The sequence below is a fragment of the Devosia oryziradicis genome (assembly GCF_016698645.1).
GTDB lineage: Bacteria > Pseudomonadota > Alphaproteobacteria > Rhizobiales > Devosiaceae > Devosia > Devosia oryziradicis.
Genome location: NZ_CP068047.1, coordinates 1827289 through 1843132, shown reverse-complemented (window position 1 = coordinate 1843132; position 15844 = coordinate 1827289). Strand labels below are relative to the sequence as shown.

Sequence of the window (15844 nt, the reverse complement as noted above, 5' to 3'; positions counted from 1 at the left end):
AAGACAGGGCGGCAAAAACCGGCAACTCTGACCTATCTCGGTTGAGGAGAGACCCAATGCTCACGAAGGCCCACACGCTTGAAGCGCTCGTCCATGGCCGCAAGCCGGGCCACAGTCTCGATGCGCCCTTCTACACTTCGCCGGAGGTGTTCGAGGCCGATATGGAAGCTATCTTCTATCGCCACTGGATCTATGTTGGCATTGAACCCGACGTTCCGGAACCGGGCGACGTGGCCACCGTCAACATCGGCAAGGCTTCGGTTCTGATCATCCGCGACGACGATAACCAAGTCCGTGCTTTCCATAATGTGTGCCGCCATCGCGGCGCCCGCCTGATCGACGAAGAAAAGGCCACGGTCGGCAACCTGGTCTGCCGCTACCATTCGTGGACCTATGGGCTCGACGGTCGTCTGATGCATGCGCCCCATATGGGTGCCGACTTCGACGCCTCCTGCAAGGGTCTCAAGCCGGTGCACCTGCGCTCGCTCGAGGGCCTGCTCTTCATCTGCCTCGCCGACAATCCGCCCGAGGATTTCGACGACGTGGCCGCCCGCATGGCGCCCTATATCGCCCCCCACAAGGTGCGCGAAACCAAGATTGCCTATCAAAGCGACCTGATCGAAAAGGGTAACTGGAAGCTCACCATCGAGAACAATCGCGAATGCTACCACTGCGAGGCCAACCACCCCGAGCTGACGGTCCCGCTGTTCGCCTATGGCTTTGGCTTCGCGCCCGAGGAGATGGATCCGCTCGACCTCGAAAATGCGCAGCGCTACGACGCCTTGCGCAAGACCAGCCATGCCGAGTGGGAAAGCATGGGCCTGCCCTCGCGTGAAATCGAGGAACTCGACAGCCGCGTGACCGGCTTCCGCACCGAACGCCTGCCACTGGACGGCGACGGCGAGAGCCACACCATGGATACTCGAGCGGCATGCCGGATTCCCTTGGGCGCCTTCACCAATGCGAAGCTGGGCGGCCTCAGCTTCTGGACCCAACCCAATTCATGGCACCACTTCCTTGGCGACCACATCGTCACCTTCTCTGCCCTGCCTTTGGATGAGGGGCACACCCTTGTCCGCACAAAGTGGCTGGTAAACAAGGACGCCGTGGAAGGCGTCGACTACGATATCGCCAACCTCATCGAAGTCTGGACGGCCACGAACCAGCAGGATGCGGCCCTGGTGGAAATGTGCCAGCGCGGCGCCGAAAACCCCGCCTACGAGCCCGGCCCATACTCCCCCAACACCGAGATGCTGGTGGAGAAATTCCAGCGCTGGTACATCGGCCGGATGGCCGCCTATCTGGGTAGCTGAGCATGACTTCGTCACTAGGCGACGCCAACCGGCTCGAGCTGGCCGCAACCCTGTGGGACAGCGAGGCCGATGACACGCTGGTCTGCCGCGCCGTGCGGCAGGAGACGCATGACGTCAAGACCTTTGTCCTGACGCCGGCGACGCCGGGCCGCTTCGCCTACCAGCCCGGTCAGTTCATGACCTATGCCTTTGAGATCGACGGCGAGACCATCCATCGCTGCTACACCATCTCGGCCGCTCCTACTCGACCAAACGCGATTTCGCTCACGGTCAAGCGCGTACCCAATGGCCCGGTTTCCAACTGGCTGCATGACAATCTCAAGCCGGGCATTTCGGTGAAAGCCCTGGGGCCGATGGGCAGCTTCACCTGCTTCGCCCACCCGGCATCGCGCTACCTCTTCCTGTCTGGCGGCAGCGGCATTACTCCGCTGATGTCGATGGCGCGGACCTATCATGACCTGGCTGAGCCCAAGGATATCGTATTCGTGCATTCAGCGCGGACGGTGACCGACATCATCTTCCGCGAGGAACTGGAATTGATGGCGCGGCTGTCGCCCAGCTTCAAGTTTGTCCCGATCTGCGAGGCAGCCAACCCACTTGCGGCCTTTAGCGGATTGACGGGCCGGCTGTCGCTGGACCAGCTCAAGCTCATCGCGCCCGATTTCATGAGCCGCGAAATCTTCGTCTGCGGCCCGCCACCCTACATGGCAGCGGTGCGCAAGATGCTCGAAGAGACGGGCTTCGACATGAAGCACCACCACGAAGAAAGCTTCAACTTCGAGACCCTGTCCGCCGCCGAACAGGCTGAGGCGATCGAGGGCGAGATCGCGCTCGACGCGCCGGATGCGGTCCGGACGTTCAAGGTCGAGTTCACCAAGACGCGCCGCAGCATCGATGTCCCTGATAACATGACGGTGCTCGAGGCGGCAAAACGCGCCGGCATGCGGTTGCCCTCTTCCTGTACGCAGGGACTGTGTGGCACATGCAAGTCCAAGAAGATTTCGGGTACGATCGAGATGCACCATCAGGGCGGCATCCGGCAGCGCGAAATCGACGCCGGCATGATGCTGCTGTGCTGTTCCAAGCCGACCAGCGACCTGGTGATCGAACGCTAGAACGGAAATCGCCTTGTCCTCTCCGTCCGACTCGAAGTCGCCCTATCTGCTTCTGTCGGCACTGTTGATCAGCGAAGTCCTGTTCGTTGCCGGCTATGGCTTGCAACTCATGCTGCTTCCCATCCGCGGCGGCATGGAAGGCTTCTCGGCTCTCGACCTGGGCCTGTTGGGCTCAGGCTATTACCTCGGCTTCGTCGCCGGCTGCCTGCTGACGCCACTCCTGCTGAGCCGCGTTGGCCACACGCGCACCTTTGCGGCCCTGGTATCGATCACCGCAGCCGTGTCGCTCTGCTATCCCATGCTGGCCCAGCCGCAGTTCTGGGCCCTGCTGCGCTTCATCACCGGCATATGCCTGGCCGGCCTCTATCTTATCATCGAAAGCTGGATCAACGACCGGGCAACCTCCTCCACGCGCGGGACGATGATTTCGATCTATGTCGCGCTGAACTATGTGGCGACTGCTGTCGGGCAGATGATGGTGACCCTCTATGACACCTCATCCTTCATGCTGTTTTCGGTCGCCGCGATCGTGATCTCCAGCGCCACGGTACCGCTGGCCCTGTCACGTTCGCCAGCGCCGCAGCCGCCCAAGCTGGTTCGACTTCGCCCGCTGCATCTGTTCAGGCTGTCCCCGGCAGGCACGACGGCTATTTTCCTGCTCGGTCTGGCCACGAGCGCCCTTTGGGCGCTTGGACCGGTTTTCGCGCTCGCCAAGACCGGTGACCTGACGTCAGCGGCGCAGTTCATGAGCGCCGTAGTGGTCGGCGGTGCGCTGGCGCAATGGCCGCTGGGCAAGCTATCGGACCGGTTCGATCGCCGGCATGTGCTGATCGGCATTACGCTGGCGGCGTCGATCGCCGGCCTCGGCATCTCAGTCCTCCCACTCCTGGCCGGACTCGGTCTGGTCTTCGCGGCCCTGTTTGGCGCTACTGTCCTGCCAAGCTACGCCGTCGCCTCCGCCCATGTTTTCGATGTCGCGGACCGCAGCGAATATGTTCAGGTCTCCGGCGGACTGCTGCTGCTCTATGGCGTGGGTTCCACACTTGGACCGTCAGCGGCCGCAATGATCATGGAGTGGTTTGGTCCCTCCTCTCTCGCCGTGTTCATTGCTCTCGCCCAGTTGGGCATTGTCGCCTTCGTTGCCGCCCGGATGTGGCTCAACAAGGCGCAGGTCGTCGGAGCCAAACGCACATTCGATGCGACGGCCGCGACCCCCGTGGGCCTTTTCAACCGCAAGCCCTGAGCGCTTCAGCCGATCTCCGGCGCGTCGACCGAGACCGCCATGCCTTCCGCGAGGCAGGGGCGGGCCATGTCTCGAAACGACAGTGCAGGTGTCGCATCGATCCTATTTCGCGCGCTTCCCACCGCTAAGCTCGACAGGAGCAGCGAGTATGGCCCGGGAGAGGACTTCCAAAATTCTCAGCGCACTGACCAGGACTTCTGGCCTTTCGAACCGATCAGGGCTTGCTCTCGACTGCCGCCATGATGGCGACCGCAAGGGAACGTCTCGGGGCTTGCTGCCTCGACGAAGCGCCGCCTCCAACGAGTCCGGAGCCAATTCGGCCAGTTTCAAAACCTGAACAGCTGGCCGGGATGCGATCCCCACCCGGCAAGTGCACATCGCGGGATCTCGTGAGGCAGCGATTGCCCGGCACGTGGGAGAATAAGCAAATGAAGCATTCCATCAAACTGACATGTCTTGCCCTGGGTCTGGCGACCATCGGTTCGACTGCCGCCTATGCCGACTGCAATGACGTGACCATAGCGTCGATGAACTGGCAGAGCGCGGAAGTGCTTGCGAGCCTGGACAAGTTCATCCTCGAAAACGGCTATGATTGCACGGTTTCCATCATCTCCGGCGACACCGTCCCTACCCTCACCTCGATGGCGGAACGCGGCCAGCCGGACATTGCGCCGGAAGCCTGGGTTGACCTTGTCCCAGAAGTCATCGGCCGCGGCCTGGAAGAAGGCAAGCTGGTCGCGACCGGGGCGGCGCTGTCCGATGGCGCGGTGCAGGGCTGGTTCATCCCGCAATATATCGTCGATGCGCACCCCGATATCGTCACCATCGGCGACGCCCTCAAGCATCCCGAACTGTTCCCGGCCCCCGAAGATCCAAGCAAGGGCGCGGTATTCAACGGCCCGCAGGGCTGGGGCGGCACGGTCGTCACCACCCAGCTGTTCAAGGCTTATGGCGCCGAAGCTGCCGGCTTCGAGCTGATCGACACCGGTTCGGCGGCGGGCCTCGATGGCTCCATCGCCCGTGCCTATGAAAACCAAGAAGGCTGGCTAGGCTACTATTGGGCGCCGACTGCCATTCTCGGCCGCTATCCGATGGTCAAGCTCAACTTCGACGCCCCACACGATGCCGACGAATGGAAGCGCTGCAATTCCAACGCCGATTGCCCTGATCCCAAGATCAACGAATGGGTCTCCGACAAGGTCCTGACGGTCACGACCACCACCTTTGCCGAACGCGCCGGAGAGCCGGTCATGGCCTATCTGGGCACTCGGTCCTGGTCCAACAAGATCGTCAACAACCTGCTGTCGTGGATGACCGACAACCAGGCCACCGGCGAAGACGGTGCAAAGTACTTCCTTGAGAACAACAAGGACATCTGGAGCACCTGGGTGTCTCCGGAGGCGGCAGCAAAGATCGAAGCGGCCCTGTAAGGCGTATCGCTGATCCGAACCTTGAGTGTCCCGGCGTTCTTCGGATCGCCGGGACAACATAGGCAGACAACTGAGCGGGGATCAGAATGGATTGGTTCTGGGCATTTCCACACCTGGACGACGACATCCTGCGAACAATTCGCATGACGATCGATGACAGCTTTCGCAACTTCACCCGCGCCTGGGGCGATCCCATCCAACAGCTGTTCGAACCCTTGCGTCTGCTGCTCGTGTTTGCCGAATGGGTCATGCTGAACGCGCCATGGCCAATCATCATCCTGGCGGTCGGTATTGTGGCCTGGCTGGCAAGCCGCCGTTGGCAGATCGTCGTGGGATCCATCGCCACCCTCCTGCTCATCGGCTATTTCGATATGTGGGAAGACACGATGCGGACCATTTCGATGATCCTCGTCTGCACCCTTATTTCTATCGTCATCGGCATACCGATCGGCATCGGCATGGCCCGCTCGAACCGCGCCCAGCGCGTCATCAGTCCGATCCTGGACGTCATGCAAACGCTACCGAGCTTCGTCTATCTCATTCCCGTGGTGATGCTGCTGGGCATTGGCCGCGTTCCGGGCCTGTTGGCGGTGGTAATCTACGCCGTTCCACCAATGATCCGACTTACCGACCTGGGCATACGCCTGGTCAACAAGGAGGTCCTGGAGGCCGCCGACGCCTTCGGATCATCGTCGTGGCAGAAGCTGATCAACGTGCAACTACCGCTGGCCATGCCTACGATCATGACCGGTATCAACCAAACCATCATGATGGCGCTGGCCATGGTGGTGATTGCCTCCATGATCGGCGTGCAGGGCCTCGGCCAGCCCGTGCTGCGTGCGATCAACAACCAGTATTTCACGATGGGCATCTTCAACGGACTGGCCATCGTGGGCATCGCCATCATCTTCGATCGCATCAGCCAGGCTTTCGGGCAGCGCATGCAGAAGCACCGGGAGCAGGCGCATGGCTAGCGCGTCGACACAAAGTTACGGCATCGAAATCAAAGGCCTGTCCAAGATATTCGGCGCCAACCCTGAACGCATCGTGCCGCTGCTCGAACGCGGCCTCGGCAAGAAGGAAATCCTCGAAGAGCACAAGCACGTCCTTGGCCTCAACGATATCAATATCGCCATGCCGGCCGGCTGCATCCAGGTCATCATGGGTCTGTCCGGCTCCGGTAAGTCCACCCTGATCCGGCACATCAATCGCCTGGTCGATCCCAGCGTCGGCGAGGTGCTCGTCGATGGCGTGGACGTCTGCAAGATGTCGCACAAGCAATTGCGCGAGTTCCGCCGGCACAAGACGGCGATGGTATTCCAGCAGTTTGGCCTTTTGCCGCATCGCAATGTGCTGGAAAATACCGTCTATGGTCTCGAGCTGCAGGGCGTGCCGCGCAACAGGCAGGTGGAAGCCGCGATGCACTGGCTCGACCGCGTCGGCCTCAGGGGCTTCGAGGAGCGCTACCCCAATCAGTTGTCCGGCGGCATGCAACAGCGCGTCGGCCTCGCGCGCGCCTTGGCCAATGACGCCCCGATCCTGCTGATGGACGAAGCGTTTTCCGCGCTCGATCCGCTCATCCGCGTCGACATGCAGTCGATCCTGCTCGACCTGCAAAAGGAGATCAAGAAGACCATCGTCTTCATCACGCATGATCTCGATGAGGCCCTGCGACTGGGCGACCGCATCGCCATATTGCGCGATGGCGAGGTGATCCAACAGGGAACCGGCCAGGAAATCGTGCTTCGGCCTGCGGATGACTATATCGTCGAATTCGTCCGTCACGTGAACCGTGGCAAGGTCGTCCAGATTCGCACCATCGTCGATCCGGCCCATGCGGCCGACGCCCACTCTGCCGTCGAGTTGCCCGCAGCCACCGTGCTGGAAAAAGCCGTGTCGGCGCTGCTATCTTCGGGTAAGCAGTGCGCGGTCGTCGTCGACGACAGTGGCACCAGGCTGGGGACACTCACCCTCGAGCAGCTGGCTGCCGCCATGGTTGCGAACTGAACGCGTTAGGACGAGGTTGAATGGTTGAACTGGCGGATTTGCCCGAACGCGAGAGCATGGAGTTTGACGTCGTCATCGTCGGCGCCGGTCCGGCCGGGCTGTCTGCGGCGATCAGGCTCAAGCAGGTCAATCCCGACTTGTCCGTGGTGGTCCTGGAAAAAGGCGCCGAGGTCGGTGCCCACATCGTCTCCGGCGCCGTGGTCGATCCGTCGGGCATCGATCGCCTGCTGCCCGGATGGCGCGACGAGGCAGATCATCCCTTCAAGACCCCGGTGAAGGATGACCGCTTCCTCGTCCTTGGCCGCAAGGGCGCGCTGCGCATCCCCAATTTCCTGATGCCGCCGCTGATGAACAATCACGGCAACTATGTCGTGTCGCTCGGCAATGTCTGCCGTTGGCTCGCCGCCAAGGCGGAGGCGCTGGGCGTCGATATCTATCCCGGCTTCGCCGCTGCCGAGGTGCTCTACGATGAGAGCGGCGCGGTCGCGGGTGTTGCCACCGGGGACATGGGCATCGAGAAGAATGGCGAGCCCGGTCCCAACTATACCCGCGGCATGGCGCTCCTGGGCAAGTACACCCTGATCGGCGAAGGGGTGCGCGGGTCACTGGCCAAGCAGCTCATCTCCCGCTTCTTCCTCGACCAGGATCGCGAGCCGGCCAAGTTCGGGATTGGGCTCAAGGAACTTTGGGAAGTCGCTCCCGAGAACCACAAGCCGGGTCTGGTCCAGCACTCGTTCGGCTGGCCGCTGGACATGAAGACTGGAGGCGGATCGTTCCTCTATCACCTGGAGAATAACCAGGTCGCCGTGGGCTTCGTCATCCACCTCAACTACAAGAATCCCTATCTCTATCCCTTCGAGGAATTCCAGCGCTTCAAGACGCATCCGGCGATTGCCGGAACGTTCAAGGGCGCCACCCGACTGTCGTACGGTGCCCGGGCCATCACCGAAGGTGGCTATCAGTCCGTGCCCAAGCTCTCCTTCCCGGGTGGCGCGCTGATCGGTTGTTCGGCCGGGCTGGTCAATGTTCCACGCATCAAGGGCAGCCACAATGCCGTGCATTCCGGCATGTTGGCCGCAGAGCATATCGCCGCCGCGATTGCCGAAGGCCGGGCCAATGACGATGTCACCAGCATCGAGGAGGGCTGGCGTTCAGGCCCCATCGGCAAGGACCTCCATCAGGTTCGGAACGTCAAACCTTTGTGGTCGAGATTTGGCACCATCCTCGGCGTCGGCCTGGGCGGGTTCGACATGTGGTTCAACCAGTTGTTCGGATTGTCGCTCTTCGGCACGCTCAAGCATGGCAAGACCGACGCGCAGTCGCTGGAACCAGCGGCGATGCACAGCAAGATCGACTATCCCAAGCCCGATGGCGTGCTGACTTTCGATCGGCTGTCGTCCGTGTTTCTGTCCAACACGAACCACGACGAGAACCAACCCAGCCACCTCCAGCTTCGGGATCCCGCCCTGCAGAAGAGTTCCGAACTCGATGTGTTCGGCGGTCCCTCTATCCGCTACTGCCCGGCCGGCGTCTATGAGTGGACCGAGCGTGAGGGCGTGCAGACCTACGTGATCAACGCCCAGAACTGCGTCCACTGCAAAACCTGCGACATTAAGGACCCCAATCAGAACATCAACTGGGTGCCACCGCAGGGCGGAGAAGGTCCTGTCTACGCCAACATGTAGACGTGCGCGTGGAACGACGAGCGCGCGTCAATAGCACCGGCGTTCGCTAGCCCATCGGCGGCGCCAGGTGAGTGGCAAAGAACGCCATAGCGGCCGCGCGCATTGCTGGCGTTTCCCGGTGTCCCACGCCAGGCTCGCTGACCAGTTCCAACCGGTCTCGCACATCGGCATAGGCTGGTTCCAGCTCTGCCCATGCCCGCTCGACGGCAAGAGGCGGCGTGAGCGCGTCTGCTTCGCCGATGCAGACCAGTTGCGGACGCGGGGCAATGAGCGCAGCGATGCTCCCGCCGTCGGCCTCCCGCAGCAGGCCCGGTACGGTCAGATAGATTCCATGCCCATCATGGGCGCCGAGATCGATCATGGTGCGTAAATCGGCAAAGCAGCACAGATGCGCCACTGCCGCGATCCGCTCATCCGCTGCGGCCAGCCAATAGCTGAGCACGCAGCCCATCGAAATGCCGAACGCGCCGATACGGGCGGGGTCCACGTCTTCTCGGCTGGCGAGGTAGGTCAAGGCAGCCGAATGGTCAGACAGCATTTGCCCGAACAGCGATTTTCCATGCCATAGCAAGGCCTTGGCCGCGTAGCCTTCGCTAAGCGATGCCCGCTCTCCAAAGACGGGCATGTCGATAGAGAGCGTCACATAGCCGGCCCGCGCAAAAGCAGGCCCCAATGGGTCCAGCAAATACTCCCGTCCCTCCAGCAATTCACTGGCCCCGATGCCATAGCCCCCACCATGCGAATGACCGTATAGGATCGCCGGGAGCCGCCGCGTATCGTCTTCCGGACGCGTGAGGAGACCGCGGACTTCGGTGTCGCCTAGCCGCAACCGGAGATGCTCGACGACATAGCCATCCTGCATCTCGATCCTGCGCGCGATCAATGCGACCTCGGGCTCATCGAGGCCCACGAGTTCGCGGAAACGGCTGCGGGCAATTGCCATGATCTATTCCTTTTGGGGTAAGCGATCGGACGATGTCGAATCGGTTTTGCGTGCCCCTACCCATCGGTTGAAGCGCGCCAGCCCAAGTCCGAACCCGATCAACAACAAGCCGCCGCCAAGAATGGAAAACGGCTGGGCGCCCAAAGCCATGAACCACTGGGTAAAGAAGTGGATCGCTCCGAACACAGCCACCGTGTTGACCACCCAGCGGCGGTTGGCAAATACCGCCCAACTGCCAAATGCCAGGAGCGCCACGGCCCAGGCTATGGAGAAGTAGCGCCCCGGCAGCCCCAACAGGTCGTCCCCGAAGATCGAGCCGATGAGAAATGCGCAGTTGACGAGCAGGATTGCGGTGCGCATGGCGATGATCGCGAGCCGCTCATAAGCCGGCGCGAGTCGCAGCGACAGCAGGTAAAGCCCGAGCACCAACGCGGAAAGCGCGATAATCGCTACCGATAGGTAGTGGGTTGGCGTCCAGATATCGACATCGAGGGTGATGGTGGCAGCGAACGCCAGCACCGCCAGCGAGGCTAGCAGTCCTGACGTGGCCAACACGGCCGCCACGGCTGTCGCGGCGGTGAGCGCGATCCGAACCCACAGGTGTTCGCCAAACAAGCCGCCCAGCCCGCCCAGCAGCGCCAGCGCGCCGATGACCATGATGATCTGCGCGAACACACTCCACCGCGCGACACGGCCAACGCGAAGCCAGAACCCGACGCCAAACAGCACCGCGCCCAGCGCAATCGCCGTCTCCACGGTGGGCACCAGCACCCCCACCCCGGTGGCTACCGCCGCCGCGCCGAGCGCGAACAGGACATTGCTGCCCAGTTCCCCCGTATCCTTGGCAGCAAAGCCCTTGAGCCTCTCGGCTTCGGCGACGGACAGCTTGCCCTCGGCCACCAGTGAATCGAGATCGAGTGTGATCTTCATGTCGGTCTCCAATGCGCCCGGGACCCTAGCCGGTGCCGTTCCGATGGAAAAGGTTGCCGGAGAAGAACATTGCTTTGCATACGAGCTTGGCAACAGTCCGTTCTTCCATCGGCACTTGCCGATGATCGAGGAAGAATGCATATGGTCAGCGCCATATTCCGGCACTCCAACGACGAGCTTTTCATGTCCAAGCTGTTTTCGCCCGCCAAACTGGCAGGCCTCACGTTGCGCAATCGCACTGTTGTCGCTCCCATGTGCCAGTATTCCTCGCAGGACGGATTTGCCAGCGACTGGCACTTGGTGCATCTCGGGCGCTTTGCCCTTGGCGGCTTCGGCCTGGTGATGCTGGAGGCAACGGCGGTAACCCCTGAGGGGCGCATCAGCTACGCCGACCTGGGCCTGTGGAAGGATGAGCACATCGCACCGCTGTCGCGCATCGTGGACTTCCTGCACGGCCAGGGGGCGGCCGCCGGCATCCAGCTTGCCCATGCCGGCCGCAAGGCCTCTACGCCGGTGCACTGGCGCAACGGATTTGACGAGACCGAAGAAGAAAAGGTCAAGTTTCACTTCGAAAGCTGGACACCCGTCGCCCCCAGCGCAGTCATTCATGCGGAAGGCAAGAACTTCACCAAACCCGAAGCGCTGGACGACACCGGCATCCAACATGTCATCGATTCCTTTGTCGCCGCTGCGCGTCGTGCCGATCGGGCCGGGTTCGACACAGTCGAAATCCATGCTGCCCACGGCTACCTTCTGAACCAGTTCCTGTCGCCGCTGGCCAACAAGCGCACTGACCGCTACGGCGGCAGCCGCGAAAACCGCATGCGGCTCGTGCTGGAAGTCACCGAGGCTGTTCGCGCAGTCTGGCCAGCCGAGAAGCCCCTGCTGGCGCGGCTATCGGTCACCGACTGGCATCCGGATGGTTGGCAGGTCGAAGACAGCATCGCCCTGACACGCGAACTCAAGGCCCGCGGCGTCGACGCCATAGATGCCTCGAGCGGGGGGTTCGACGGCGCTGTTATCCCCACTGGCGCCGCCTATCAGGTACCGCTAGCCAGCGCCGTGCGCAACCAGGGCGGGATGCCCACCATGGCGGTGGGCCTGCTCGGCGACGCCCAGCGTGCCGAGGAGATCATCGCCAATGGCGAGGCCGATTTCATCGCCCTGGCTCGCGGCGCTCTCGATGATCCCAATTGGCCAGTGCACATCCGTCACGAACTCGGCTTGCACGACTATGATCTCTGGCCGCGGCCGCTCAATCGTGTCCGCGAGCGTGACCGTTCGCTGCATCAACGCGGCTTCGCCAAGAGCTGACGGCAAAGCTTTCGCCAAACGGCCTCAGGGGCAACGCAAATTCGCCGCGATTGAACCGCTTCTCTTGTTAATCGGCATGATTGTCACCAGATCATCGGGTAACAGGGAGCAGTTCAATGGATACCAAGGCCGCCATTCTCGCCCTCATGAGCGTCTGGGGCGTCGGGACCCTAGGCGTCCTGCCCGCCTGCGCGCAGGACGCCGACACACAGGAAGACGCCGAAGAAGCAGGCGATAGCGAAAATCCGCTGCTCAACAAGGTCTGGGTGCGGGCGGACGCCGACGCGTCCCTGCCCGGCCCGATGCAGATTTTCCTCGGCGACGGCACGATGGTCAGCGATAGCTGCTGGGAGACCTATCGCTTGTCGAAGTGGCAACAGGTTTCCGATGGGGCCATCAGCTGGGACGAAGACGGCATGACCATCAATGCCGACATTGCCAGCGTCAGCGCCACCGAGCTGGTATTGAACCTCAAGCTGGGCAGCGAGGTTCAGGAACAGCGCTTCGTCACCGCCGCAGTGCCCTATGTCTGCCCGGACATGGAAAAATAGTCAGACGCGAGGCGGCTTCCTCAGCTCCAACCGCCGCAGCGGCCACAACAATGATCCCGACACCATTGCCGCCAGGAATTGTGGCGCCGGCGGGATCCGCGCCAATAGGGACACCAGCAGATCGCGGATTATCGGCAATACGCGGCTGTCCGACTGGTAGAACGGCGTGAACATCGCACTCAGCGCCTGGTAGAGCCGCACATGCCAGCGCCGCAGCGCGGCGTAGTGCCCGAGCGCCAGCCCGATGTCACCCGGATGCTCGCGCAGCCCCAGATAGAGCGCGCGCGCGTCGAGCAGCGCCATATTGGCGCCCTGACCCAGCTGGGGGCTGGTCGAGTGGGCGCTGTCCCCAACAAAAACCAACCGATCGCCGGCCGGATTTGCCATGGTGTAGTGGGCATAGCGCGCCAATGTCATATCGGCAAAATCTCTGACTTCATCGAGATGGGGTGACACCTCCAGCCAGTGGCCCAGCACCGAGGCCTTCCAGGCTGCGAGGCCCTGGCGCGTCATGGCTTCGTACTCCGCCGGCTTGAGGCTCCAGAAAAACGCTGCCTGCTCGAGCCCACCAGGCGCAGTCCGCCCAATGGGCAGCACACCGATCATCACGCTGGCGCGGTGGTAGCGCTGGCTGAGCGCCGCTTCCTCGAACCCCGCACCCTGCCACGGCAGCGTAGCCCAGATCGCGCCAAACGGCAGTGTCCGCGGCACGCCTGGTGTGCGCGAATACCGGCGCAAAGGCGTGTTGGCGCCCAAGCAGTCGACGATCAGGTCGAAGGGCTCACTTGTCCGGTCGCCATCCAGCACCAGGACGCGACGCCCCTCGTGACTATCCTGCACGTCCCGCACTTCGGCCGCGTTGCGGATAGGTATGCCGGCCTCCATCACGGCATCATGCAGCACGCCAAACAACGCGGCACGATGGATGCCGAGCCCCCTGCCACTGTTGGGCAGGCTGGCATAGCGCACATCGAGCACAACCCGTCCGCTGCGCGCATCCGCGCCATGCAGCCGATCCAGGGGAGTGCCAAGTTCGCGGATGCGGTCAAGCAGCCCAAGGTCCTGCAACACTGCCTGGCCTGTGGGTTGCAGGACGAGCCCGGAGCCGAGCGGCTTGGGCGCGTCGAAGCGCTCGAACAAAGTGGGCCGATGGCCAAGCCGGTGCATGTAAAGGGCTGTAGCCAGTCCAGCCGGGCCCGCGCCGCAGATGGCTATGTCCAGGCGAGCAGCCGGGGACGCCAAGCTAGAGGACTACCTGCGTGCCGATCTCCACGACGCGGCCGGTCGGAATATGGAAATATTCCGTCGCGTCGCTGGCATTCTTGGCCAGCCGCGTAAACATCCGGTCCTGCCAGAATCGCAGCGGGTTGCCGGGCTTGGGACCCGGCTTCAACGACCGCCTCGACAGGAAGAACGAGGTCGACATGATATCGAACTTCCAACCCAGCTTGCGGCCTAGGGCCAGTGCCTTGGGCAGGTTGGGGCTTTCCATATAGCCGAACGTCACGACCACGCGGCTGAAGAGCTCGTTATAGGCGTCGATCGTGACCTTCTCGTCATCGGGCACGCGCGGGGATGCCGAGGTACGGACGGTGAGGATGACGTTCTGCTCATGCAGCACCTTATAGTGCTTGAGGCTATGCAGCAGGGCCGTGGGCGCACCCTCGATGTCGCTGGTAAGGAAAACCGCAGTGCCGGGCACCAGCGTCGGCTTTTTCTTCGACAGATTGTCGACCAGGAATTGCAGTGGCACCTCGTCGCGGCGCGTCTTTTCGGTGAGGCGACGACGCCCCGCCATCCAGCTCCACATGATGACCGCTACCGCAAGAGCGACCGCAGCCGGAACCCAGCCACCCTGGAACAGCTTGGCTGCGTTTGCAGCGAAGAACCCACCATCGATGACGGCGAAGATGGCGCCGAAGACGATGACTGCCGCCGGATGCCACTTCCAGTTGCGCCACATGACCACCACCAGCAGCGCCAGAGTGACAATCATCACACCGGAAACGGCGATGCCATACGCGGCCGAGAGGGCGCTCGAGCTGCGGAACATCAACACCAGCGCCAGCACGCCCAACATCAGCATCGTGTTGATCTGCGGCATGTAGATCTGGCCGCTCTGCGTCTCGGACGTATGCGTCACCACCATGCGCGGCATCATGTTGAGCGCGATGGCCTGTTGCGTGAGGCTGTAGGTACCCGAGATCACCGCCTGGCTGGCGATGATGGTGGCAAGCGTCGCCAGACCAACGAATGGCAGCAGCGCCCACTCAGGCTGCATTTCAAAGAACGGGCTTTCGACATTCTCGACGCCGACATCGAGCACGAAGGCGCCCTGCCCGAAATAATTGAGCAGCAGGCAGGGGAAAACGAGGCCAAACCACGCCAGCACGATCGGCTTGCGGCCGAAATGGCCAAGGTCGACATAGAGCGCCTCAGCGCCCGTAACCGCCAGGAAGATCGCGCCGATGACCACGAAGGCAATGCCGACGTGGGTTGCAAGAAACTGCGCCCCAAGCAGCGGGTTGAGCGCCCACAAAACATCGGGATTGCCCACGATGTGGACCAGCCCCGAAATGCCCAGTGTCAGGAACCAGATCGCCGTGACCGGGCCGAAAACGATCGACACTTTGGCCGTGCCGAACTTCTGGACGAAGAAGATGCCAGCGATGATCACCAGGGTGATCGGCACAACCCACCGGGTGAGGTCGGGGGCGACAAGTTCCAGGCCCTCAACGGCCGACAACACCGACACAGCCGGCGTGATGATGGCGTCGCCGAAAAACAGCGCTGCCCCGAGGACACCAAGGGCGGTGATCCAGACCGGTGGATTGGTGAAGGTCTTTCGCGCCAGGGCGACCAGCGACAGCGTACCGCCCTCGCCGTTATTGTCGGCGCGCGTAACGAAGAACACGTATTTGAGCGACACCGTAAGCGTCAGCGCCCAGACGATCAGCGACAGCAGCCCGAGAATTTCCACACTGCTCGATGCCGCTCCCGGCCGGACATGCATGGCCTCACGGAAAGCATAGATCGGGCTCGTTCCGATATCGCCGTAGACGACGCCGAGCGCGCCAAGCACGAGTACCGGGAGATCTTTATTGGAATGTGAGTGGCTGGTGAGGTCGCTCGCATCGACACCGGCGCGTGGGCCGCCGGTAGTGCTCGTCTGCGTCATGAACCTGATGCTCTCTTGGTCAAGGCGGGCGCCGCTATACACCCGCCCACAGTCACACACAACACCGGCTCGCCACAATGGTTCAAAACCAGCAGGGGCCGCCCGATGTGAGCGACCCCTGCCGGTAAACGAAGA

At 62.4% G+C, this 15844-nt stretch carries 13 protein-coding genes; 9 read left to right on the top strand and 4 right to left on the bottom strand.

The window, feature by feature from the left end; translation table 11 throughout:
• Positions 1–56 precede the first annotated feature (56 nt).
• The 7 genes from JI749_RS09240 (at position 57) to JI749_RS09210 (ending at position 8793) form a co-directional block, all read left to right on the top strand.
• Positions 57–1313 (top strand): aromatic ring-hydroxylating oxygenase subunit alpha, encoded by a 1257-nt coding sequence (locus tag JI749_RS09240; RefSeq protein WP_201652470.1) that lies wholly within the window; start codon positions 57–59, stop codon positions 1311–1313.
• Between the two features lie 2 nt (positions 1314–1315).
• The gene (locus JI749_RS09235; RefSeq protein ID WP_201652467.1) at positions 1316–2428 is read left to right on the top strand and encodes a hybrid-cluster NAD(P)-dependent oxidoreductase; all 1113 of its coding nucleotides are present in this window, start codon (positions 1316–1318) and stop codon (positions 2426–2428) included.
• A 13-nt stretch (positions 2429–2441) separates the two neighbouring features.
• On the top strand, positions 2442–3671 hold the full coding sequence (locus JI749_RS09230; RefSeq protein ID WP_201652464.1) for an MFS transporter: 1230 nt from the start codon (positions 2442–2444) through the stop codon (positions 3669–3671).
• 428 nt (positions 3672–4099) lie between these two features.
• Positions 4100–5101, top strand: coding sequence for an ABC transporter substrate-binding protein (locus JI749_RS09225; RefSeq protein WP_201652461.1), 1002 nt, complete (start codon positions 4100–4102; stop codon positions 5099–5101).
• 86 nt (positions 5102–5187) lie between these two features.
• Positions 5188–6075 carry an ABC transporter permease gene (locus JI749_RS09220; RefSeq protein WP_201652458.1) on the top strand — a complete coding sequence of 296 codons (888 nt, stop codon included), beginning with the start codon at positions 5188–5190 and terminating at the stop codon, positions 6073–6075.
• Positions 6068–7108, top strand: a complete 1041-nt coding sequence (locus tag JI749_RS09215; protein ID WP_201652456.1) for a quaternary amine ABC transporter ATP-binding protein — start codon at positions 6068–6070, stop codon at positions 7106–7108. The genes JI749_RS09220 and JI749_RS09215 overlap by 8 nt, the downstream gene beginning before the upstream one ends.
• A 20-nt stretch (positions 7109–7128) precedes the next feature.
• A complete protein-coding gene (locus tag JI749_RS09210; protein WP_201652453.1) occupies positions 7129–8793 on the top strand; it encodes an electron transfer flavoprotein-ubiquinone oxidoreductase in 1665 nt (554 codons plus the stop codon).
• Between the two features lie 46 nt (positions 8794–8839).
• On the opposite strand, the gene JI749_RS09205 is transcribed toward JI749_RS09210, so the two are convergent.
• Both JI749_RS09205 and JI749_RS09200 read right to left on the bottom strand, forming a co-directional pair.
• Positions 8840–9736, bottom strand: a complete 897-nt coding sequence (locus JI749_RS09205; protein ID WP_201652449.1) for an alpha/beta hydrolase family protein — start codon at positions 9734–9736, stop codon at positions 8840–8842.
• 3 nt (positions 9737–9739) lie between these two features.
• Positions 9740–10666 carry a hypothetical protein gene (locus JI749_RS09200; protein WP_201652445.1) on the bottom strand — a complete coding sequence of 309 codons (927 nt, stop codon included), beginning with the start codon at positions 10664–10666 and terminating at the stop codon, positions 9740–9742.
• A gap of 183 nt (positions 10667–10849) precedes the next feature.
• Here JI749_RS09200 and JI749_RS09195 point away from each other — a divergent pair, with 183 nt between their 5' ends.
• Together JI749_RS09195 and JI749_RS09190 are read left to right on the top strand one after the other, a co-directional pair.
• Complete coding sequence (locus tag JI749_RS09195) at positions 10850–11980, top strand: NADH:flavin oxidoreductase/NADH oxidase (protein ID WP_201652442.1); 1131 nt, start codon at positions 10850–10852, stop codon at positions 11978–11980.
• A gap of 116 nt (positions 11981–12096) precedes the next feature.
• A complete protein-coding gene (locus JI749_RS09190; protein ID WP_201652439.1) occupies positions 12097–12531 on the top strand; it encodes a hypothetical protein in 435 nt (144 codons plus the stop codon).
• Here the strand turns inward: JI749_RS09190 and JI749_RS09185 are convergent, their stop codons facing one another.
• Both JI749_RS09185 and JI749_RS09180 read right to left on the bottom strand, forming a co-directional pair.
• On the bottom strand, positions 12532–13773 hold the full coding sequence (locus JI749_RS09185; RefSeq protein ID WP_201652436.1) for an FAD-dependent oxidoreductase: 1242 nt from the start codon (positions 13771–13773) through the stop codon (positions 12532–12534).
• A gap of 1 nt (position 13774) precedes the next feature.
• Positions 13775–15709, bottom strand: a complete 1935-nt coding sequence (locus JI749_RS09180; RefSeq protein WP_201652433.1) for a potassium transporter Kup — start codon at positions 15707–15709, stop codon at positions 13775–13777.
• Positions 15710–15844: the final 135 nt, after the last annotated feature.